A 21852-nucleotide genomic window follows, 5' to 3' on the forward strand; every position below is an offset into this window, starting at 1 on the left:
TCGCCCACGTTATCTGGCCTGCGCCCAGACGGCATTGGTGTCGTCTGGGCGCAGGCCTTTTGCGTTTGACCATGTGCTAGCTTCTCTATATAGTGTTGCTAGCAGGGCTAGCAATTGAAGGGAGCGGGATCGACGTGGGTGCTGTTAGCGGCATGGCGCAGGTGAACGTTCGCGTAGATCGCCAGGTCAAGAACCGTGCCGAGGAGGTGCTGCGGCTTTCGGGCGGGTCACTGCCCGAGCTCATCAAAAAGGTGGTGGCCAAGGTCGCGCAGGGTGGCGGGCAGTGCGAGGAAGTGCTTGCGGCCGTCGACGACCGGCAGCAGACCGTCGCGCCCGATACTCCGTTCGCCGCATCATGGGCGGCGGCAGATCAGCTTTACGCGGACCTGGGCATCGCTACGTCGCCCGTATCCGACGATCGCGGTTGGGAAACAATCTATTCCGAAGCCATGGACGAGCACTATCGCCAAAAGGGGATGATCCTGTGAGCGGGGCTCCCCTCAAAATAATGGTGGATGCCAACGTATGGGTTGATTCGTTTTGCGCCGACCATGCCGAGTCGCTTGCCGCGCGTGCGTTTATTGGGCGGGCGACGGAATCGGGCGCAACGTTGTTCTTTCCGGTGCATATCGCCAAGGACGTGCTGTACGTTGTCCAACACGAGCTGAAGCGTAGCGTTCTTGCCAGCGGGGGAGTGCTCGACGAGGCATCTGCCCGTGCAATTGGCGATGCGGCGTTGGCGTTTGTTCGGAACATGACCGAAAACGCCACGGCCGTGGGTGCAGATGCGTCGGACCTTTGGCTGGCCGACAAATACTTAGCGCTCCATCGCGATTACGAGGACAACTTGGTACTCGCCGCATGCAAACGCGCACAGGTTGATTACTTGGTAACTAACGATCGCAAACTGCTCGAACATGCCGATCTTGCAGCAAAGACCCCGCGCCAAATAATGCCGATTCTGGCTTTGGCCGAACGTGGTGGCGTGGCAATCGGTTAACGCGAACTGTTTGCGGGCCTCTTGGACGACGATGCGCCAAGGGGCCCGCGTCTGCTATTTACAAAAGCGCGGCCTAAATGGCGGGACTTTCTGCGAGCTGCTCGGCTGCCTTTTCGTCGGAGCTGTCGAGTGCTGCCAGACTGCGGTAGACCCACTCGTTGACCTGGGTGTTCTTGACGCCTGCGGTCTGCATAAGGGCGCCTACCTCGCGGATTGCTGCGAACAGATCGGCCTTGGGACCCGCGAGCTCGACCTCGATACCGTGGTAGGCGGCCACGCCGCGGTTCTCACTCACGTGGTCGATAAAGCCCTCGACGGTCTCAAGCTGCTGGGCGAGAGCTGCATCATCGTCAACGTCCAGCGCGACGAGTGCGTTCGATACCGTGAGGGCGGGATGTCCGCAGGGGACAAAGCCCTCGATGACATCCATAGCTTCGGTAATGGTTGAGCCCAGGCCTGCGAGGGCATCGACGAGTTGCTGCTTGGTATCCATAACGGTCCTTTCGACGGGTCAATTTTGCTTGGCGAAAATATACGTGACGCGATCGGTAACAAAAGTGCGAAGTGCGGCGCACATTGGGGTCTTCACAGCTCGTGCATAGAACAGCTGTCCGCTTTCAGAACGTGGTAAGATAACACTCCACAAGCGGGGCTCGCCCCGTATGTTCCTTGAAAAGTCGACGGTTATCGGGTGTTTGCAGGCCCGATACCATCCAGACTTTCCCGACATTCGGGGGCGACTGGTTTCGACACGATAGCTCTGAGAGAGGAAGCAAGCCGAGGTCTCCTCGCCTCGTTAAACAGGGGTACCGTCAAATTGAATTGACAACAACTCTTCTTTTGAGCCTATGGCTCTCGCTGCTTAATTTATGGCGGCGCGTCAACCCGGTGATTTCCCCGACACCGGCGCGACGTCATCTTAGGGGAATCCTCCTGCGCACGTAATCGGTATGGCGCGGGCTAAGACCGAACCGGTTAGGACGTCGCGAGCGTGTCGCTGCGCGCAAGGCGTCCGAGACTAAACCAGCGACTGAGCTTGGAGATGCCAATCAGGGGGCTTTCGTGGACCGGAGTTCGATTCTCCGCGCCTCCACCATAAGTAACAGGCAGGTAGATATTCGTATCTGCCTGTCTTTTTATTTCTAGTCCGTACCGCGGAGAATCGAACTCTGTGCAGGGCGCGGGCGTTAAGCAAACGCGAAGCGTTTGTAGCCCGCGGGCGAGGGCGGCGGCAGCCGGCCGAAGCCGGTGCAGCAAATACGCGGATTCTTCGCGCAAAGCTTCAGCCCAATATAGATGCGATGTTTATCGAATTTCAGCTGGCCTCGCCCAGCATCAACGGATCCCCCGTACCGCGGAGAATCGAACTCTATGCAGGGCGCGGGCGTAAAGAAAACGCCTCAGTGACGCAGAGTGGGACGCGTTTTCCCAATGACTGCCCAGGCGGAAACCGCATCCCGGAATCTAAGCTCGGAATGGGATACATTTTCCGGATGACGCCTCAAGTGGAAGCTGCGACCCGGAATCGAGCCGTAGAGTGGGACATGCTTTCCCCATGGCAACCCAGGCGGAAAGCGCATCCCGGAATCGCCCCTCAGAACGGGACGTGCTTTCCGCCAGCCGCCCCCTCAACTCCAAAACCCATGCGCCCTCCATTCCAAAACTGGGTAGAAGAAAGCCAAAACGCAATCGCAGGAGGTCAACATGACTGCAGAAGATAAAGCAAAGAACGCCGGCAGGGTCGCGCTCGTCCTGGAGGGCGGCAGTTTTCGCGGGCAGTTTACCGCGGGCGTGCTCGACGTTCTCATGGAGGCCGGCGTCGAGATTCCGGCGGTATATGGCGTATCGGCCGGCGCCCTCAACGGCGTGAACTACAAGTCGCACCAGATCGGCCGTGCCAACCGCATCAACCTGGCTTTCTGCAGCGACAGCCGCTTCATGGGTGCCGCATCGTTTGCGTCCACGGGTTCTATTGTGGGTTACGACTTTATCTTCAACGATGTTCAGGACCGTCTGGATCCCTTTGACAACGAGACGTTCGACGCGAGCCCCATCGAGATGTACGCCGTCGCGACGGATATGCTCTTTGGAACCGCCGCGTACCTGCCGGTCAAAAGCGCCGTACTTGACCTCGATGCCGCGCGCGCCTCGACGTCGCTGCCGCTGGTGACGCCGCCGGTCGAGATTGACGGGCACAAATACGTCGACGGCGGCGTAGCCGATTCGGTCCCCATCGAGCACGTGCTGGAGGAGGCGGGCTTCGATCGCGCGGTTGTCATTGTCACGCAGGACCGCTCGTACGAGAAAAAGCCCTACGAGTTTATGCCTGCCGCGCGCGCCCGCTATGTCGACTACCCCTATCTGCTCGAGGCTATCGAGACGCGCCACGACCGCTATAACCTCCAGCGCATGCACCTGTGGAAGTATGAGCGCGAGGGCCGCGCGCTGGTCATTGCTCCGCAAAAGCCGGTCGAGGTCGGCCATGTCGAGCACGATCCGGCAAAGCTTTTGGACCTGTATATCCAGGGCCGTCAGGAGGCAAAGCGCTTGCTGGGAGATATCGAGGCGTTTGTCGAGCGTCAACGCTGCGACATCACGGCTCGTGGATGACATGTGCAGAAACTCTGGTCGGAGCCAAAATACCTGTTGACTCGTACGGCGAGCGGGGTAATATGGACGGGTTACTTGCAGAGCCCCGTGAATCTCTGTAACAACACGTACTGTACATGGAGGAGTCTAAGTGATTTCGAAATCGACTCACTACGCCAAGCAGGGCGAGGTCCAGCGCAACTGGGTTCTCGTCGACGCCGATGGTGCTGTCCTGGGCCGTCTTGCCACCCAGATCGCAATGATCCTGCGCGGTAAGAACAAGCCCCAGTTCACGCCCAACAGCGACTGCGGCGACTTCGTTGTCGTCATCAACGCCGATAAGGTCCAGCTTACCGGTAACAAGGCCGACACGAAGACCTATTATCGCCACAGCGGCTACAACGGCGGCCTCAAGGCTGAGAGCTTCCGCCAGGCTATGGAGAAGCACCCGGAGAAGGTCATCGAGCGCGCCGTTCGCGGTATGCTGCCCAAGACCACCCTCGGCCGTGCCCAGATGACCAAGCTTAAGGTCTACGCTGGTGCCGAGCATCCGCACGCTGCCCAGAACCCCACGAAGATTGAGCTGGAGGCTTAAAGATGGCTGAGAACACCGTTGTCTACCAGGGTACCGGCCGTCGTAAGAACGCCGTCGCCCGCGTCCGTCTCGTCCCCGGCACCGGCAAGGTGACCATCAACAAGCGTGACGCCGAGCAGTATTTCGGCCGTCATCAGCTCGTTGAGAACGCCCTTGCTCCCTTCAAGGTGACCGACACCGCCGGTCAGTTCGACGTTATCGCTCTGTGCGATGGCGGCGGCATCTCCGGTCAGTCTGGCGCTCTGCGCCTGGGCATCGCTCGCGCTCTTCTGAACGCTGGCGACTACCGTGCTGACCTTAAGAAGGCCGGTTTCCTTACGCGCGATGCTCGCGTGGTCGAGCGCAAGAAGTACGGCCTCAAGAAGGCCCGCCGCGCTCCCCAGTTCTCCAAGCGCTAAGGTTTTATCTCCTTTCGAGATACAATGTACAAGCGGGGCCTGCCGATTCCTCGGCGGGTCCCGCTTTTCTTTTTCGACTAGGGTGGGCGGTGCATATCGCCTGCTAGGGAAGGAGCAATCCTATGCCCCAGAACATCTTCGGTACCGACGGCGTCCGTGGCGTCGCCAACGCCGACCTCTCGTGTGACCTCGCGTTTCGCCTTGGCCGTGCGGCGACCAAGTTCCTTGGTCCGGACATTTGCATCGGTCGCGACACGCGTCTTTCGGGCACTATGCTCGAGAGTGCTCTGACCGCCGGCATCATGGCCGAGGGCGGCCGCCCGCATTGCTGCGGCGTTATCCCTACGCCGGCCGTGGCGCTGCTCACTGTCCAAAATGAGCTCGACGGCGGCATCGTCATCTCTGCTTCGCACAATCCTCCGGAGTTCAACGGCATCAAGTTCTTTAGCCGCAAGGGCATGAAGCTTCCCGATGCGGTCGAGGAAGAGATCAGCGCCTGGGTCATGTCCGAGGAAGCTATGGCTGCCGACACGCTGCCGACCGGTGCCGGCGTGGGCCACATCATCAAGATGAAGGACGCTCGCAAGGCGTACGTCGACCACGCCATCGATACGCTTGATGGCCTGAGGCTCGACGGCCTGGTCGTTGCCGTCGACTGCGGCCATGGTGCTTCTTGCCAGACTACGCCCGCCGCGCTGCAGCGCCTGGGTGCCACGGTCCATGCCATCAACACCGATTACTGCGGCACCGACATTAACGTTGAGTGCGGCTCCACTCACCTTGAGCCCCTGCGCGAGCTCGTGCTGCGCACCCATGCTGACATCGGCCTGGCCCACGACGGCGACGCCGACCGCGTACTGTTCGTGGACAGCGAGGGCAATGAGATCGATGGTGACTACATCCTTGCTATCTGCGGTTCTGACCTTGCCGCTCGCGGCAAGCTCGCCAACTCCGAGATCGTCTCGACCGTCATGTGCAACCTGGGCTTCTCCATTGCCATGAAAGAGCAGGGCTTCGAGATGGTTCAGACCGCCGTGGGCGACCGCTACGTTCTGGAGCGCATGCTCGCGGACGGCGCCGTCATCGGCGGCGAGCAGTCCGGCCACATCATCTTCCTGGAGCACAACACCACCGGTGACGGCCTGGTGACGGCTCTGCAGCTGCTGGCCGTGCTCAAGCGCACCGGTCGTACCCTCACCGATCTTGCCGGCATCATGAAGAAGTACCCGCAGGTACTCGTCAACGTGCATTCCGACAACAAGGCCGGCCTGGACGATTGCCAGCCCATTTGGGACGCCGTCGCTGCCGCCGAGAAGGAGCTTGACGGCCGCGGCCGCATTCTGGTGCGCCCGAGCGGTACCGAGCCGCTGGTCCGTGTTATGGCCGAGGCGGAGACGCACGAGCTCACTCAGCGTGTTGTCGACGACATCGTCGAGGTTGTCAAGCGCGAACTTCCCTAATGGTCAAAAACGGGTGCCAAGTGGTAAACTGTTAAAGCTATTTTGATTGATTGGTATGTCCGAGGGGGAGCATGTTCACTAAAGTCCTAAGGTCTTTTGGTATGCGTGGACGAGTTCTTACGCTGGATGCTCCCATCTCGGGCGACGTCATTCCGTTGTCCGAGGTCAATGACCAGACATTTGCCACCGGCCTTTTGGGCCAGGGCGTGGCGATTCAGCCTACCGGCACGCGTGTGATTGCGCCGGCAGACGCCAAGGTCGAGGCCATTTTTCCCACGGGTCACGCCGTTGCGCTCAACACGGTCGATGGCCTAGACGTGCTCATCCACGTTGGCTTGGACACTGTTCAGCTTGAGGGCAAGCATTTTAGCGTGCATGCACAGGTGGGCGATGTCGTCCATAAGGGTGACGTGCTCATCGAGTTCGATCGCGAGGCAATTGCTGCCGAGGGCTACGATGTGACGGTTCCCATCTTGGTGTGCAACTCCGTTGAGTTCTCGAGTATCAAGGGCTCCGTTGGTGCGCATGTCGAAGAGATGGACCAGCTCATCGTTGCTCGCGAGCGCTAGTAAGTGCACGTGGCCATTAGCCTACAATTCAAACACGTTTATGGAGGGCGCCCTTGAAAGAGGGCGCCCTCCGTGGCAAGATGGGATTTGTCCGAAGCTAAACGGCTTTGGGTCACCGTGGACGGGCAGGGGCCTCGACGCGGCTAGACACGAGACACATACATTACGCGACCTCGCCCTGGTGGCCGCACACGTTGGTTGCGGCCGACGCGGGCCGCGGGCAAGTGCTTGTAAGGGGAGCCTTGCCTCTCTTGTACGAGAAAGGACGCGTAATGAAGATCATTAAAGCTAAAGACTACGAGGATATGAGCCGCAAGGCCGCCAATATCATCTCGGCGCAGGTTATCCTCAAGCCCGATTGCGTGCTGGGTCTTGCCACCGGCTCCACCCCGATCGGTGCCTACAAGCAGCTCGCTGCTTGGTACGAGAAGGGTGACGTCGACTTTGCCGAGGTCAGCACTTACAACCTGGACGAGTATCGCGGCCTTTCGCACGACGATCCCCAGAGCTATCACTACTTCATGCGTGAGAACTTCTTCGATCACATCAACATCGACCTGAACAACACGCATGTGCCCGACGGTTCCAACCCCGACGCCGCCGCTGCCTGCTCTGAGTACGACAAGATCGTCGCCGCCGCCGGTTACCCGGATCTGCAGCTGCTCGGCATTGGCAACAACGGCCACATTGGTTTCAACGAGCCCGATGACCACTTCTCCAAGGGCACGCACTGCGTCGACCTCACCGAGAGCACCATTCAGGCCAACAGCCGCCTGTTCGACAGCATCGACGATGTTCCCCGTCAGGCCTACACCATGGGTACCCAGACCATCATGTATGCCCGCATGATCCTAGTCGTCGCCAACGGCGAGGCCAAGGCTCAGGCCGTGCATGACATGTGCTATGGTCCGGTTACGCCCGCGTGCCCGGCTTCGATCCTGCAGCTGCACACCAACTGCGTTGTCGTTGCCGACGAGGCCGCCCTTTCGCTCTGCGAGTAGCGCGAATCCTGCATCTCGACATAGCCTTGCCTAAGGCCTCCGCTTTGCGGGGGCCTTTTTGTTATCCCTCTCCGCCCGCTTGACCAAAATCTTGCCGCAAGCTTGACGAATGCCGGATGCCCAACAGCTTGATTCATTCCATACCAGATTCTATGCAAAAATGCCACTAAAAGGTCGTAGACGGTAGCGGGTGCTAGGCGAGTTGAATGACATAGCTGAACCTTGTTCATCTGCGTTACACTGCCGCTTAGATGGGACAAGCTGACAAGCTCATTTACCTGCTTAAAGACCGATTAGTCGGGGGATTAATAACAATCGGCCCTCGCTGTACAAAAACTTGCCGCTTGCGTACCAAAAGACAACCTAGAACACAAGGTCGCTCTATTCATAGCGCGGCTTGTATGGTCTTGCGGTTACAGTGTCCATACGGTCGAGTTGAGGAGCGGGCATGGTAAACGATTTGGGCAGTATGGACGACCTCGAGCTGATGCCGCTGGGCGGTGGCTATATGGTGCGACGCGAACGCTTGATGAATGAGCTTCTCGCCAAGGGCCGAAAGGCCGGCATCGTGGTTCTTTATGCGCCCGACGGGTTTGGGAAGACCTCGGTGCTGCTGCAGTACACCCATGAGGTTAAATGCGACCCGACGCGAGGCCCCGTGCGGATTATCGAGGCCGATCGCGCCACTGGGCGCGAGGTGTTTATGCAGCTCGAGGTGGTTACCGAAGAACTCAAAGACAAACCGCACTCCCTTATCGCGATTGATAATGTGCCAAACCTCGATCAGCACGATACCGAAGACCTCATCGACAGGATTCGCGGCCTGCGCGCTATGGGGGTGGGGGTCTTTATCTCCTGCCGTCCTTCAAATCGTCAACTGATTCATGGGCTGGGCGATTCGGTTAAGATCAATGCGCAGATGCTCAAGGTGCATGCCTATGAGTATTCGGCGTGGGCATCGGCGTTTTCAATCAGCACATCGCTCGACTTTTATCAGCTCACGCAGGGCGTGCCCGAGCTCGTTTCGGCATTGCAGACGGGTCTGTATGGCCAAGGCGACGTAGCCGGTCTGCTCGAAAACGAGATTGTCAACGTATATGGCGCGGCACTTGTCGACTTGGCTTCGCTCGACAATAATGCACTGTTTTGCGTGGCATGTCTCATGATTTTGATGGGCGAGGGCAATATCGCAGAACTCGAGGCTTGCGGGGTGAGGCTATCGATGGTCGACCAGTCCTACTTCGTACGCGACTACCCGATCTTTGGCTTGGACCCCGCCGAGCGGAGTTTTACGTGTCTGGGCACGGAGGATAACGGACGCTTGCGCTTGCGTAAGTTGGTGGCCGAGGTTCGCCCCGAACTTGTTCCGAGGGCGGCCCGGATTTTGCTTAAGGCGGGCCGATGCGATGCGGCGATGGGCCTGGCGGACGCCTTTTTGGACCGTGATGCGGTCCTTGAACTTGCTGGGCAGTATGGGGTCGATCTGGCTCTGACGGGGCACGGGGCCGATATCTGCCGAGCAGCGCTGGGCACGATCGATGCCGAGGATCCGGCTCCAGAGCCAACGCCTGCCGAGGCGCTTGGCGTATATCTGGCAGCGGTCAGCGTGTCCAATACAAAGCTCGCTCGCTATATGGCATCGGTCATCGAGCGCGGGGGCGAACGGGCGGCCTGCGAAATAGACCCTGTTTCATGGAGGGTGGCCCAGACACTGACGGCTGTTTGCTATGGGGACAACGGGCTTGGGCTTCCTACGAACCTGACCGTGCCAGAAATCGAGACATCCCATACCGCACTCGATATGTTGTCCGCGCATATCGAGGTCAAGCGCTGCCTGACCGAGCGGGGAGATGACGGCGGCGTTCTACAGCAGCTCAAAACGAGCAAGGCCTACGACTGCGAGCTCGACATCGCGGGGATTGTTATACGGGCCGACAGCATGCTGGTGGAGCTTTTTGACGGGTCGTTTGCGGGAACCGACGAGCGCGACGACGAGATGACGGTGGTGCGGGAGGCGCTCGACGTACGTGGGCTTAAGGCGATGGCTATCTGGGTGCGCATGGTGTTGGCGGCACGGCGGCTCCTTTCCGGCTTGCCGGTAACCGACGACGCGGCATTCAACGAGCTCGATCGTTTTGCCGTGCGCATGCGCGACAACCAGATTCAGCTGTTTGGCCTGTTGCTAGAAGGCTGGCAGTCGCTGGCAGAGGGACGGCCGGTTAATGCAAAGTTCCGTGCGGTCCAAGTGCTCAAACTTGCCGAGGAGTCGATTGCGTACATGCGCGATAACGCATTGCTGTTGGAGCGCGCGGCGTATCTGCGTAACACCTCGATGGTTTCGGTGCGCGAGGAAGCGGAGTTGCTCGATATAAGCCAGACGCAGGTTGGTGGAGCGGAGGCCTGGATGGTGGCGCTGCATTTGGCCTGTGCGGGCCGAGACAGCGATCTTGCGGCCTGGATGTCCATGAATCGTGCGGGGATTCTAGAGCCATCGTATCGGCTCTTTGCGCGCCTTGCCATGCATTGTCTGGGCGAGCCGGCGACCAGGATTCGCAAGAAGCTTCCCGTGCGCGAGTTATCGCGGTATTCGCTGCGCGACGATCTGGAAGGGGAGGGCGAGCGCCTGTTCCAGGCCGGCGAGGTTGAAGCCGTTGATACCATCGACCATATCGAGATTCGCATGTTTGGTGCGTTTCGCGCCGAGCGCGATGGGTTTCCCATCACGGACAAAATGTGGCGGCGCAAGAAGGCGGCGACACTTGCCGAGCGGCTTGCGCTGGGCATGGATGCGCTCGTCGATCGTGAGACGCTGGCCATGGAGCTGTGGCCCCATGCCGAGTTCAATAGCGCCCGCAACAACCTGTACTCGACGATATCGCGCTTGCGGTCGGCTTTGGGACCGACGCCGGATGGCAAGTCGTGTGTGCTCATCCAAAATGAATGCATCGGACTCAACGGCGACTACGTCAAGACCGATGTACGGCTGTTTGACCAGATAAGCCGCGAGGTTTTGGGAAATCGCACGGGTGCGCGCGGGCCCCATTTAGTTGAACTGTGCCTTAAGATTGAGCAGCTTTATGCCGGACCGCTGTATGTTCCCAATGGCTGTAACCCCACCTACTTTTTGCGTATGCGACGCATTATGCAGTCAAAGTACATCGATTGCATGATTAAGGGAGCAAATGCCGCTCTAGAAGAAAACGATCTGCAGTCGGCGATTTGGCTGGCGGAGTCGGGGCTTCGGCAGGAAACAGCGCGTGAGGATATGGTGCGCTGCGCCATGCGCGTCTACAGTGCGGCGGGGCGGCGGCGCGATATCGTCGAGCTGTACAGCGGGCATATGCACCATCTAAGGGAGCAGGTCAATGGCGTGCCCGAGCCCGAGACGCGGCGTCTATACGAGCGCTTGGTGGAGGGGCGGCTCAATCGCGTGCTGGTCGAGCGATAAAAAACGGGCGCCCGAAGTACTTGGGCACCCGTAAGCTTGCTATGTGTTGACTCGCCGGATCATTGGCTCTTAGACGAGCTTGATCTTCTCGATGTCCTTGCGCGAGGACTCGCGATACAGCGAGAACTTGCGGCCGATGACCTGGACGACCTCGGCGTGGCAACGCTCGGAGAGCTCTTCGGCGGCCTCGCGGGCGGAAAGACTGGAGCCATCGAGCACGGAGCACTTAACGAGCTCATGCTTCTCCAGGTAGGCGACCGTCTGCTCGACGGTGCCCTCGTTGACATCGGACTTACCGATGATGATGGCGGGGTTGAGGTGATGGGCCATGCTGCGAAGCTGCTTGACCTGGGCTCCTGTCAGTGCCATGGGTTCTCGCTTTCTATGTATGGGGCGCCCCGCGACGGGGCCTTAATCTACGTGAGCTGTCCCACGATAGCGCAGGAACGGCACGGTGTGGAGCGCGTTTGCCCAGTTCGCAAAGAATGCGGATGCCGAGGTGATGGGCAGCTCGGGCTGTGAACGGGCTACGAGCGGGATTCAGAGACCGGTTCCCATGCAATAAACGCCCAGCGAACCTTACGGACATGATCGAGCATATAGCGCCCCTGCGGCACGCCCTTGGATCCCGGCTCACCGGCATGGGGGTTCTCAATCATGTGCTGGGCGATGTAGTCGCGCAGACGGTCGATCTTATCCTCGTTGCCATGCTCGAGCATACGGGAAAAATCCGCCACACCTGCCTCAAGGCTATCGAAGGTATCGCGACGAGGCGATTCAAAGTATGTAACCTGCGGCAACACACCCATCTGAATGAGGATGTTGAAGGCGTACACAAAGCCATTGCTGCAGGTAACCGAGGCGCCGATAGCGTTCATCAAGTGCAGATCATAGCGCGGGCTGGAGTTAGCGACCATCGTGACAGCACAACGCCGACGAGCCGTTCGATCAAGCTTGGCAAGCGCATCTTTTAGATTGGTCGTCGTAACCGACCGACTGGCAAAGGCAACATCCACCGCTTTCGCGACCGGTCCAACCAAATCCCAATCATCATCCCAAGCAAGCTCAAGCGGCGTAATGCGATCCTCGAGCCCATAGTACTCAATGCCAGCATCAAGCGTGCCCAACATAGCAGGAGAGAAATCTGCCGCAATTATAGGATGCCCAGCCTGAGCAAGCGGAATAGCAATCGACCCAGCTCCACACCCCATATCCAGCACGGATTCCCCAGGCTTTAACGCCAACAGCTTCATAAAGTCCCGGGCATACGGGGCAGTCTCCAACGGCCGAAAATGCCGAGCCCGCTTATCCCATTCAAAAGAATCGTCAGCCCGCCGCCGATCAGCTTGCAGACGCATCCATTCGCCATTCCAATCCGCAGAAAGCAGATCAGAACGAATCTCCCCATCAACCACGGGCCAACCTCCTAGCAACAAAAAAGCGACTCCTCCCAAAAGAAGAGCCGCAACCAGCATATATCAGAAAAAGAACCGTCCAACGCCAAACCGCCGCACCAGCCAAGTGGTGCAGGAGCGAAGCGGCTGCAACCGGGATAGAACCCAACTGAGGTTCCGTTGTGCGAGGAGCCCCGGGGAGGGCAAATATATAAGGTCGATCGCGAGTTCCGCACGAGCCGGAGAGCACTTAATGTGCTCTCCGTGCGAGTCAGGACTGTCCGAGCAGGCGACCTTATATATTTGCCCTCCCCGGGGCTCCTCGCCAGTCCCCCTCAGCTAGTTCTTCAGCGAGTTCAGTGGTGCCGGGAAGCGTCCACCGCGGTGGGCAAGCACAGTGCCGGCGTTGGGGTTCACCGGCATGATGGGTGCACGGCCAAACAGGCCGCCGTACTCGACGCAGTCGCCCACGCCCTTGCCGATAGCAGGAATCACGCGGACGGCCGTGGTCTTGTTGTTGATGACGCCGATGGCCATCTCGTCGGCGATGATGCCGGCGATGGTCTCGACCGGGGTGTCGCCGGGGATGGCGATCATGTCCAGGCCAACGGAGCACACGCAGGTCATGGCCTCGAGCTTCTCGAGCGAAAGCGCGCCGGCTTCGACGGCGGCGATCATGCCGGCGTCCTCTGACACGGGGATGAAAGCGCCCGAGAGACCGCCCACGCTGGAGCTGGCCATGACGCCGCCCTTCTTGACGGCATCGTTGAGCATGGCGAGCGCGCAGGTCGTGCCGGGGCCACCGCAGGTGCCCACGCCGATGATTTCGAGGATGCGCGCGACGGAGTCGCCAATGGCAGGCGTGGGAGCCAGCGACAGGTCGACAATGCCTTTCTCGACACCCAGACGATGGGCGGCCTCGCGGCTCATGAGCTCGCCGGCACGGGTGATCTTAAAGGCGGTCTGCTTAATCTTTTCGGCGACTTCCATCATCGATGCGGAATCGGGCAGCGTCTCCAGGGCTGCGGCCATAACGCCGGGGCCCGAGACGCCTACGTTGATGACGGCGTCGGCCTCGCCACCGCCGTGGACGGCGCCCGCCATAAACGGGGAGTCCTCGACCATGTTAGCAAAGCAGACAAACTTGGAAGCGCCGACGGAATCCTGGTCGGCCGTGAGTTTAGCGGCATCGATGATGGTCTGGGCGGCCATAAGCACGGCGTCCATATTGATGCCGGCGCGCAGGCTGGCGACGTTGACGCTGGAGCAGACGCGGCTCGTGGTGGCGAGCGCCTGGGGGATGGACTGGATGACGCGGCGGTCGGCGTCGCCGATGCCCTTCTGGACGAGTGCGGAGAAGCCGCCCAGGTAATCGATGCCGAGCGTCTCGGCCGCGCGGTCGAGGGCATGCGCGATGGGGGTGAGGTCCTCATCCTTGCAGCACGCGGCGATCTGCGCCACCGGGGTGACGGAAACGCGCTTGTTGACGATGGGGATACCGTACTCGCGCTCGAGGTTCTCGGCGGTCTCGACCAGATGCTCAGCCGTGTGCGTCACGTGGTCGTAGATCTTCGTGCACATGCGGTCGAGGTTCTCGTCACCGCAACCCATGAGCGAAACACCCATGGTGATGGTCCTGATGTCGAGGTTCTGTTCCTCAACCATGCCGCGGGTTTCCGCGATTTCTGCGGGCGTGATCGCCATCCTTGCGCTCCTATCTGCCAAAACGAGCATAGTCTTATCTATTCTAACGTGCCGCACGTGCCAAGTGGCGCGTGCGGCACGTTTTGGTGCTCGGTTGTTTCCGTTGTGTTACTTCCCAAAGACCTCTTCGGCGATACGAGCGCTCTCGGCGGCGTCCTTGGCGTAGTAGTCCGCACCGATCTGCTCGGCGTATTCGGGGGTGAGTACGGCGCCGCCCACGATGATCTTGACGCCCGGAACCTCGGCATGGAGCAACTTGATGGTCTCTTCCATGGCGACGACGGTGGTAGTCATAAGCGCCGAGAGGCCAACGAGCTTGATGTCGCGCTCCTGTACAGTCTTGAGCACCTCTTGCGGGTCGACGTCGCGGCCTAGGTCAAAGACGGTATAGCCGTAGTTATCGAGCAGCATCTTGACGATGTTCTTACCGATGTCGTGGATGTCGCCCTTGACGGTGGCCACGCAGATTTTGCCCTTGTCGGCAATCTCGCCGGCGGGCATCAGGCGCTTGATGGTGTCGAAGCCCACGCGCGCGGCCTCGGCCGAGGCCATGAGCTGCGGCAAGAAGAACTTACCCTGGTCAAAGAGGACGCCAACCTCGTCGAGGGCGGGGATAAAGTGATTGTTGATGAGGTCCATGGCGTCGTGGTCTGCCAACAGGCGCTCGGTCTCGGCAGCGATCTCGCCTTTGCGGCCCGAGACGACCATGCGACGAATCGGGTCGTCGTTGCCGTCGGTGCCGGCGGTGCCAGCAGCGGGCACGGTGTCGGTCGATGCGGCCTGAGCTGCTGCCGGGTTTGCGGCAATCTTGTACGGATCGGTCCAGCCGGCGTAGCGCTCGATGTATCCGGTCGAGCCCTCGTCCTCAACGCTCAGGACGCGATAGCTGTAGACGGTATCCATAAAGCGCTTGGAGCCCGGGTTCATGATGGGGGCGTCCAGGCCCGCGCCAAAAGCGGCAGCCAAAAAGACTGAGCCCAGCAGCGGGCGGGCAGGCAGGCCAAAGCTGATGTTCGATACGCCGAGCGCGCATTTGACGCCCAGACGCTCCTTGCACAGGGACATGGCGCGTAGGATCTGCTCGGCCTGGCGTTGATTGGTCGAGGCGGTCATGACCAGGCAGTCGATGAGGATACGGTCCGGGCCGATGCCGTAGCGGGCGGCCTCGGCCACGATGCGTTCGGCGATGGCAAAGCGGGCCTCGGCGGTATCGGGGATGCCGCCTTCGTCGAGCGTAAGGCCGACAACGTTGGTGCCGTAGTGGGCGACCAGCGGAAAGATCTCATCCATGATCTTTTGCTTGCCATTGACCGAGTTGATGATGGGCTTGCCAGCGTAGCGGCGCACGGCGGCCTCGACGGCTGCGGGGTCGGTGGAGTCAATCTGCAACGGCAACAGCGTGGAGCCCTGGAGCTGTTCGGTCGCCTGTTGGATGATCTTGACCTCGTCGATCTCGGGCAGGCCCACGTTGACGTCCAGGATGTCGGCGCCCTGTTCCTGCTGGCTGATGCCCTGGCTCACGACGTAGTCCAGGTCGCCGTCGCGCAGGGCCTGCTGCAGGCGCTTTTTGCCGGTGGGGTTGATGCGCTCGCCGATGACGGCAATCTTATGGCCGTCGCAGGGAAGGTCCACGACCGTCTGGGCGCTCGTGACCGACATACTGGGCTTGCGATGGCGTGGGCTGGGCGTGTGGTTGTCAATAAGCGTGCGTAGGGCCGCCATGTGCGCCGGCGTGGTGCCGCAGCAGCCGCCCACGACGCTTACGCCGTCCTCAATCATACCGGCGACGGCCACGGCGTACTCGGGCGCCTGGATATCAAAGACGGTGTTGCCGTCGTCGTCCACGTGGGGCAGTCCTGCGTTGGCCTGCACCATAACGGGCTTGTCCGTAACGGTGAGCATGCGAGCGGCGAGTCCTCGGAGCTCGGCCGGTCCCTGGCTGCAGTTGATGCCCAAAACGTCGGCGCCGATGGCATCGAGCGTGATGGCGGCAACCTCGGGACTCGTGCCCAGGAAGGTGCGACCGTCTTCCTCAAAGGTCATGGTGGCAAAGACGGGCAGATCGGAGTTCTCGCGGCAGGCGAGGACGGCCGCCTTGATCTCGGCCAGGTCGGTCATGGTTTCGATAATAAAGAGGTCCACGCCCGCATTGACGCCGGCGCGCACTTCCTCGGCAAAGAGGTCATAGGCCTCGTCGAAGCTGAGGGTGCCCAGGGGGCGAAGCAGCGCACCGATGGGGCCGATGTCGCCGGCGACGTAATGGGCACCGGCCGCGCGGGCACAGGCGGCAGCGGCGGCAAAGACATCTGCCACGGTAGCGGCGCCATCGAGCTTGTGGGCGTTGGCGCCAAAGGTGTTGGCGGTGATCACGTCGCAGCCGGCCTCGACGTACTGTCGCTGAATGTCGGTAATGACCTGGGGCTCCTCAAAGTTGAGCAGCTCGGGCAGAGCGCCGGCCTTCATGCCGGCCGCCTGCAGCATGGTGCCCATGCCGCCGTCGAACAGCAGGTGTCCCGTGCCCTCGATGGCGGCGCGCAGGCGATCGTCCTTAACGCGAAGGTCGTCGATCGTGCGCGTCTTGTATGCAGCGTCATTGCGGCGTGCGGCATCAACGGGCGCCGCCAGCGCGGCGCCGTCCAGATCGTGAGTGATAAGCGGAGTAAACATCGATGAGCTCCTAATGGCTGGAATAGCAGGTGGTGTGGGCGGCGCGGAAGCGACAGTGCTCGCGCATGCGGCAGATATTGCAGGTGGGGCGGCTCTGGGCGTCGTGGACCTCGCCGTCGAACAGACCGATCACCGCGGTCACGCTCTTGGTGGGCATGAGCAGGCTGGTGGGTGTGACGGTAAGCCCGATGAGTCGCGTGGCGTTGAGTGCAGCCACGATTGAGCGCTGGGCCGTAAGCGGACAGTCGCCGTAGCCGGGACTGAAGCGCCAGTTACCGGCGAGTCCGTGTGCGGCGGCCGCAGCCTTGACCTGCTGGTCCATCTGCTCGACGGCGGCTTCTACATAGGCGGAGCATGCGGCGTCGAGCACGGCTCCCTCCAGGGGCTGCTGGGCTCCTGTGGTGCGCAGACGACGCTCTGCGCCCATGCCGAGTGTGCATGCCATGAGCGCGGCAAAGCGGGCGTCTTTGAGATGGCGATAGATATCGCGACCACGCAGCTCAACGTTGGTGCCGACCAAGCGAATGCAAGGCTCTCCCTGCTCGTCCACGCCCATGGCATCGATGGCAAATGCGCGGCGCACGCCACGGGGCTCAATGTCCAGTTCCAGACGCTCAACGACAAGCTCAATACGCTGCGACAGCTCGGGCTCAATCTGCTGACCGCCGTAGCCCAGATAGCGCAACATTTCGGCACGGTCGACGCGGGGATGGTGGGCATCATCGATACGGTAGAGCGCCGGCGACGCAAGGTCAGCCGGCACTTCGACAGCGGTTGTATCGATGTGCGGTTTTTCCATTACCCCAGGCGCTCCATAATGGTCGCGGCGATTGCAGGACGATTCATAGTGTACAGGTGCAGACCGTCGGCGCCGTGCTCCTTGAGGTCGCAAAGCTGACGGGCGGCATAATCTACACCGGCTGCCTGCAGGCTCTCGGGGTCGTTCTCGTACTTGGCGAGAATCTTGATGACGGGGGAGGGCAGTGACGCGCCGCACATAAAGACCATGCGGCTGATCTGCGACTTGCCCATAAACGGCATGATACCTGCGGTAATGGGCACGGTGATGCCGGCCTTGTCGGCAAGCTCGCGAAAACGATAGAAGCACTCGTTATCAAAGAAGAGCTGCGTCACAAAGAAGCTCGCGCCGGCGTCCTGTTTTTGCTTGAGGTATTCGACCGAAGCGTTGAGGTCCTCACAGGCAATGTGGCCCTCGGGGTAGGCCGCGGCGCCCACACAAAAGCCGGCGTCGACAAGCTCGGGGATGAGGTCACGGGCGTAGGCGTAGTCCGAGGCGGGCTTGTCATCCTCGGTCGCGCCAGTGGGCAGATCACCGCGCAGGGCCAGGATGTTTTCTACGCCGGCGGAGCGGTATTCGTCGATCTTGGCGGCGATATCGGCGTGCGAGCGGCCCACGCAGGTAAGGTGCGCCACCGAGGGCGTATTGAATTCGCTCGTAATCATATGCGCGATGGGGGCGGTGGTGGCGCCGTTGCCCGAGCCGCCGGCAGAGCAGGTGACCGAGACAAAGCTCGGCGAAAGCTTGCACAGATTGCCTGCCACCTCGCGAGCCGTGTTGAGGGTAAGCTCGCCCTTGGGCGGGAACATCTCAAACGAAACGGGTGCGGTGCCCTGGGATGCTGCCTGCTTAAAAACCTCGTCGACGCGCATATCGTGCTCCTTTAGATACGTAATAGTGTGATGTGTTGTAAGGATTCTACAGCACCACTGTGTCACGGTGGAGTTTCACTCGCTATTCGGGGATACCAATCAAAGATGCCTTGCTATCGACATTCCCTATAGCAGAGCGGTCAATCTAGGATGGGGCTATAAAGACTGGTATCTGATGCGAAATACCAGTTAATAGAGCCCCATCCCAAATTGACTACCCTTAAACCATGGGGAGAGGTCTGCAATTTATACAGTTGATTGGCTGTTGAGGGCGGCAACGCCGCCGCGATGCGGTAACCTCATTGATTGGTTTCGTGACAGCAACATAACGGTAATGTTGCGGAAACACGACGAGCCTAATCTATGACTCGTTCGTTAGTAATCAACACCGCTTCTCACGCGGTGCCGATACGAAGGGAGTTCCGTATGGCCGAACTTACTGACCGCTTCGGGACCATGGTGTTCTCTGAGGAAGTCATGAAGGACTACCTCCCCAAGGACATTTGGAAGCGCCTTGCTGCAACCCTCGAGGACGGTGAGCCGCTCGACCTGGATGTGGCCAACGCCGTTGCCCATGCCATGAAGGTCTGGGCCATCTCCAAGGGCGCGACACACTACGCGCACTGGTTCCAGCCGCTTTCGGGCATTACTTCCGAGAAGCACGACAGCTTCCTCGAGCCCAACCACGACGGCACCGCCATTACCAAGTTTACGGGCAAGAACCTCATCCAGGGCGAGCCCGATGCTTCCAGCTTCCCCAACGGCGGCCTGCGCGCCACCTTCGAGGCCCGTGGCTACACCGCTTGGGATCCCACCAGCCCCGCCTTTATCAAGGACGATGTCCTGTGCATCCCCACGGCTTTCTGCTCCTACACGGGCGAGGCCCTGGACAAGAAGACCCCGCTGCTGCGTTCCATGACTGCGCTCTCGCGTGAGTCCAAGCGCGTTTTGGCGCTGTTTGGCAAGACCCCCAAGAAGGTCGTTCCTTCCGTGGGCGATGAGCAGGAGTACTTCCTGATCAAGAAGGACGCTTACCGCAAGCGCAGGGACCTGGTCATCACCGGTCGCACCCTCTTTGGCGCTGCCCCCTGCAAGGGCCAGGAGCTCGAGGAGCACTACTTTGGCGCTATCCGCCCCACCGTCTCGGCCTATATGAAGGACCTGGACGATGAACTGTGGGCGCTTGGCATTCCTGCCAAGACCAAGCACAACGAGGTCGCTCCCTGCCAGCATGAGCTCGCCCCTGTCTACGGCGAGGTCAACGAGGCCATCGACCAGAATCTGGTCATGATGGAGAAGATGAAGCTCATCGCCTCCCGCCACGACTTGGTCTGCCTGCTGCACGAGAAGCCCTTCGAGGGCATCAACGGTTCGGGCAAGCACAACAACTGGTCGCTTGGCACCGAGTCCGAGAACCTGCTCGACCCGGGCGACACCCCGCTCGACAACCTGCAGTTCATCGTCTTCCTCACCGCGGTGATCGAGGCCGTCGATAACTATCAGGAACTCCTGCGTGCCTCCGTTGCCTCGGCCGGCAACGATCATCGTCTGGGCGCCAACGAGGCTCCTCCGGCGATTATGTCCATCTTCCTGGGCGACCAGCTTACCGAGGTCGTCGAGAAGATCATCGATGGCAAGGCTTCCGTCCACGCCACGCGCGGCGTGCTCGATCTGGGCGCTGATACCCTGCCCAAGCTGATGCAGGACAACACCGACCGCAACCGCACCTCCCCGTTCGCCTTCACCGGCAACAAGTTTGAGTTCCGTGCCTGCGGCTCCGAGCAGAATGTCTCTGACTCTAACCTGGTGCTCGACGCTGCCGTAGCCAAGTCGCTCAAGTCCTTCGCCGACGCACTCGAGGGTACGCCCGAGGACAAGTTCCAGGATGCCGCGCTCGAGTACTGCAAGAAGGTCCTGACCGATCATCAGCGCATCCTGTTCTCCGGCGACGGTTACTCTGACGAGTGGCCCGTCGAGGCCGAGAAGCGCGGCCTCGCCAACAACAAGACCACGGCCGACGCTCTGCCCGCCTTTGTTTCCGATAAGGCCATCGCGCTCTTTGAGGAGACGGGCGTTCTGACCCGCGCCGAGGCCCAGTGCCGCTACGACTGCAAGCTCGAGAAGTACAACAAGCTCATGAACATCGAGGCCACCACGATGGTTCGCGAGGCGCGTCGTACCTATCGCCCGGTCATTACCGCCTATGCCACCAAGGTCGCTAAGGGCCTTGAGACTATTCGTGCCGCCGGTGCTGAGGCCGCTATGCAGTGCGAGCAGAACACGCTCAACAAGCTCTGCAACGGCATCACCACCATCAACGACTCCATCAAGGCGCTCGACGCCGTGCATCAGAAGGCCGAGGCTCTCGATGGCCAGGAGCAGGCCAACGTATACGCGCACGAGGTCGTTCCCGCTATGGATACGCTGCGTGCCGCCGTGGACGCAATGGAGGAGATCGTGGCCGCCGACTACTGGCCGGTTCCGACCTACGACGACATTCTGTTCTACGTGTAGAACGTAACCGACATATCGTCACGGTATTGAGCCGGGGTCCGCATCGCGTGGGCCCCGGCTTTTTGTTTGCGAAGGACGCTTTGGATCCCGCTTTGCAACTGATTCGCCCACGCAATAAGGGGCCGTGGGCAAAAAACGTCAAATATGAGTACTGTCACAAGCCCTGTAGCATTATCTTTTTGCAAAATATGCAGTGTTACGCAACATATGTCCAAGTACTTAGCTGATAAACGCCTGCAATTCCTCCGCCGTAGGACGCCTTGTGTCCAAATCGCCTTCTGATGGCATGAAATCGCTGTTACTAAATTGGTAACAGTACTCATATTTGCTGTTTTTTGCCCACAGACTTTGCGATATGCCGGGATCCGCACCCTGTCGGATTCGAATCCCGGCATATCGGCAGCAAAAAAAGCCCGTCACCGCGAGGGCAAGGGGCTTCTCGATTTAAATGGTGCCCCCAGCGGGATATCCGCGTGCGGCTGGCGCCGCCCGCCTTCGCTGCGTCGCTTCGCTCCTTGCGTGCTGCGCTGGGAAACGCTTGCGCGTTTCCTCAGCTTCGCACCCTGTCGGGTTCGAATCCCGGCGCATGTGCAGCAAAAAGCCCGCCACCGCGAGGGCAACGGGCTTCTCGATTTAAATGGTGCCCCCAGCGGGATTCGAACCCGCGATATCCACCTTGAAAGGGTGGCGTCCTTGGCCGCTAGACGATGGGGACAGCGGGAAAGAGTATAGCAGACTTTTTTATCTGTTCGCATATCGTTGGCAGATTGAAAAACCACCACACAGGAGGTGGCTTCTACTCCGATTTTTAAATATCTCAATCTGTAACATCTGGGCGGGCA

Annotated in this window: 17 protein-coding genes, 1 tRNA gene and 1 other RNA gene; 11 read left to right on the forward strand and 8 right to left on the reverse strand. The window is 60.2% G+C overall.

Going from position 1 to position 21852, the window contains the following annotated elements:
- Window positions 1-134 precede the first annotated feature (134 nt).
- Together DXD39_RS10180 and DXD39_RS07670 are read left to right on the forward strand one after the other, a co-directional pair.
- Window positions 135-488, forward strand: a complete 354-nt coding sequence (locus tag DXD39_RS10180; protein ID WP_158551554.1) for a hypothetical protein — start codon at window positions 135-137, stop codon at window positions 486-488.
- The gene (locus DXD39_RS07670) at window positions 485-1000 is read left to right on the forward strand and encodes a type II toxin-antitoxin system VapC family toxin (protein WP_158565484.1); all 516 of its coding nucleotides are present in this window, start codon (window positions 485-487) and stop codon (window positions 998-1000) included. Before DXD39_RS10180 ends, DXD39_RS07670 begins: the two co-directional genes overlap by 4 nt.
- A gap of 73 nt (window positions 1001-1073) precedes the next feature.
- Here the strand turns inward: DXD39_RS07670 and DXD39_RS07675 are convergent, their stop codons facing one another.
- Entirely contained in the window at window positions 1074-1493 is a 420-nt protein-coding gene (locus tag DXD39_RS07675; RefSeq protein WP_117803687.1) for a hypothetical protein, read from the reverse strand.
- Window positions 1494-1732: 239 nt separating this feature from the next.
- Between DXD39_RS07675 and ssrA the strand changes: the two genes are divergently transcribed.
- From ssrA to DXD39_RS07715, 8 genes are all read left to right on the forward strand, one after another.
- Window positions 1733-2096: a transfer-messenger RNA gene (ssrA, locus tag DXD39_RS07680) on the forward strand.
- A 608-nt stretch (window positions 2097-2704) separates the two neighbouring features.
- The gene (locus DXD39_RS07685; protein WP_117803688.1) at window positions 2705-3610 is read left to right on the forward strand and encodes a patatin family protein; all 906 of its coding nucleotides are present in this window, start codon (window positions 2705-2707) and stop codon (window positions 3608-3610) included.
- A gap of 130 nt (window positions 3611-3740) precedes the next feature.
- Window positions 3741-4184: a 50S ribosomal protein L13 gene (gene rplM / locus DXD39_RS07690; protein ID WP_022094635.1), complete on the forward strand. Its 444-nt coding sequence runs from the start codon at window positions 3741-3743 to the stop codon at window positions 4182-4184.
- 2 nt (window positions 4185-4186) lie between these two features.
- On the forward strand, window positions 4187-4582 hold the full coding sequence (rpsI, locus tag DXD39_RS07695) for a 30S ribosomal protein S9 (protein WP_022094634.1): 396 nt from the start codon (window positions 4187-4189) through the stop codon (window positions 4580-4582).
- Window positions 4583-4704: 122 nt separating this feature from the next.
- Complete coding sequence (gene glmM / locus DXD39_RS07700; RefSeq protein WP_006234694.1) at window positions 4705-6042, forward strand: phosphoglucosamine mutase; 1338 nt, start codon at window positions 4705-4707, stop codon at window positions 6040-6042.
- A 101-nt stretch (window positions 6043-6143) separates the two neighbouring features.
- Window positions 6144-6611 carry a PTS glucose transporter subunit IIA gene (locus tag DXD39_RS07705; RefSeq protein WP_316242586.1) on the forward strand — a complete coding sequence of 156 codons (468 nt, stop codon included), beginning with the start codon at window positions 6144-6146 and terminating at the stop codon, window positions 6609-6611.
- A 272-nt stretch (window positions 6612-6883) separates the two neighbouring features.
- Complete coding sequence (gene nagB / locus DXD39_RS07710; RefSeq protein WP_055251013.1) at window positions 6884-7612, forward strand: glucosamine-6-phosphate deaminase; 729 nt, start codon at window positions 6884-6886, stop codon at window positions 7610-7612.
- Between the two features lie 448 nt (window positions 7613-8060).
- Window positions 8061-11060, forward strand: a complete 3000-nt coding sequence (locus DXD39_RS07715) for a BTAD domain-containing putative transcriptional regulator (protein WP_117803689.1) — start codon at window positions 8061-8063, stop codon at window positions 11058-11060.
- A 69-nt stretch (window positions 11061-11129) separates the two neighbouring features.
- Here DXD39_RS07715 and DXD39_RS07720 read toward each other — a convergent pair whose 3' ends face one another.
- The 6 genes from DXD39_RS07720 to DXD39_RS07745 form a co-directional block, all read right to left on the reverse strand.
- The gene (locus DXD39_RS07720) at window positions 11130-11429 is read right to left on the reverse strand and encodes a YhbY family RNA-binding protein (RefSeq protein ID WP_117563618.1); all 300 of its coding nucleotides are present in this window, start codon (window positions 11427-11429) and stop codon (window positions 11130-11132) included.
- A gap of 158 nt (window positions 11430-11587) precedes the next feature.
- A complete protein-coding gene (locus DXD39_RS07725; RefSeq protein ID WP_117803711.1) occupies window positions 11588-12271 on the reverse strand; it encodes a hypothetical protein in 684 nt (227 codons plus the stop codon).
- 522 nt (window positions 12272-12793) lie between these two features.
- On the reverse strand, window positions 12794-14158 hold the full coding sequence (locus tag DXD39_RS07730; protein ID WP_035136908.1) for a PFL family protein: 1365 nt from the start codon (window positions 14156-14158) through the stop codon (window positions 12794-12796).
- Between the two features lie 108 nt (window positions 14159-14266).
- Window positions 14267-16825 (reverse strand): homocysteine S-methyltransferase family protein, encoded by a 2559-nt coding sequence (locus tag DXD39_RS07735; protein WP_199572152.1) that lies wholly within the window; start codon window positions 16823-16825, stop codon window positions 14267-14269.
- A gap of 10 nt (window positions 16826-16835) precedes the next feature.
- On the reverse strand, window positions 16836-17624 hold the full coding sequence (locus DXD39_RS07740; RefSeq protein WP_117803690.1) for a hypothetical protein: 789 nt from the start codon (window positions 17622-17624) through the stop codon (window positions 16836-16838).
- Window positions 17624-18496: a methylenetetrahydrofolate reductase gene (locus DXD39_RS07745; RefSeq protein WP_117803691.1), complete on the reverse strand. Its 873-nt coding sequence runs from the start codon at window positions 18494-18496 to the stop codon at window positions 17624-17626. Before DXD39_RS07745 ends, DXD39_RS07740 begins: the two co-directional genes overlap by 1 nt.
- A 426-nt stretch (window positions 18497-18922) precedes the next feature.
- On the opposite strand from DXD39_RS07745, the gene DXD39_RS07750 reads away from it, so the two are divergent.
- Window positions 18923-21010: a glutamine synthetase III gene (locus DXD39_RS07750; RefSeq protein ID WP_117803692.1), complete on the forward strand. Its 2088-nt coding sequence runs from the start codon at window positions 18923-18925 to the stop codon at window positions 21008-21010.
- A gap of 638 nt (window positions 21011-21648) precedes the next feature.
- Here DXD39_RS07750 and DXD39_RS07755 read toward each other — a convergent pair.
- A tRNA-Glu gene (locus DXD39_RS07755) sits at window positions 21649-21725 on the reverse strand.
- Window positions 21726-21852: the final 127 nt, after the last annotated feature.

Source organism: Collinsella sp. TM04-29 (assembly GCF_003466565.1).
Taxonomy (GTDB): Bacteria; Actinomycetota; Coriobacteriia; order Coriobacteriales; family Coriobacteriaceae; genus Collinsella.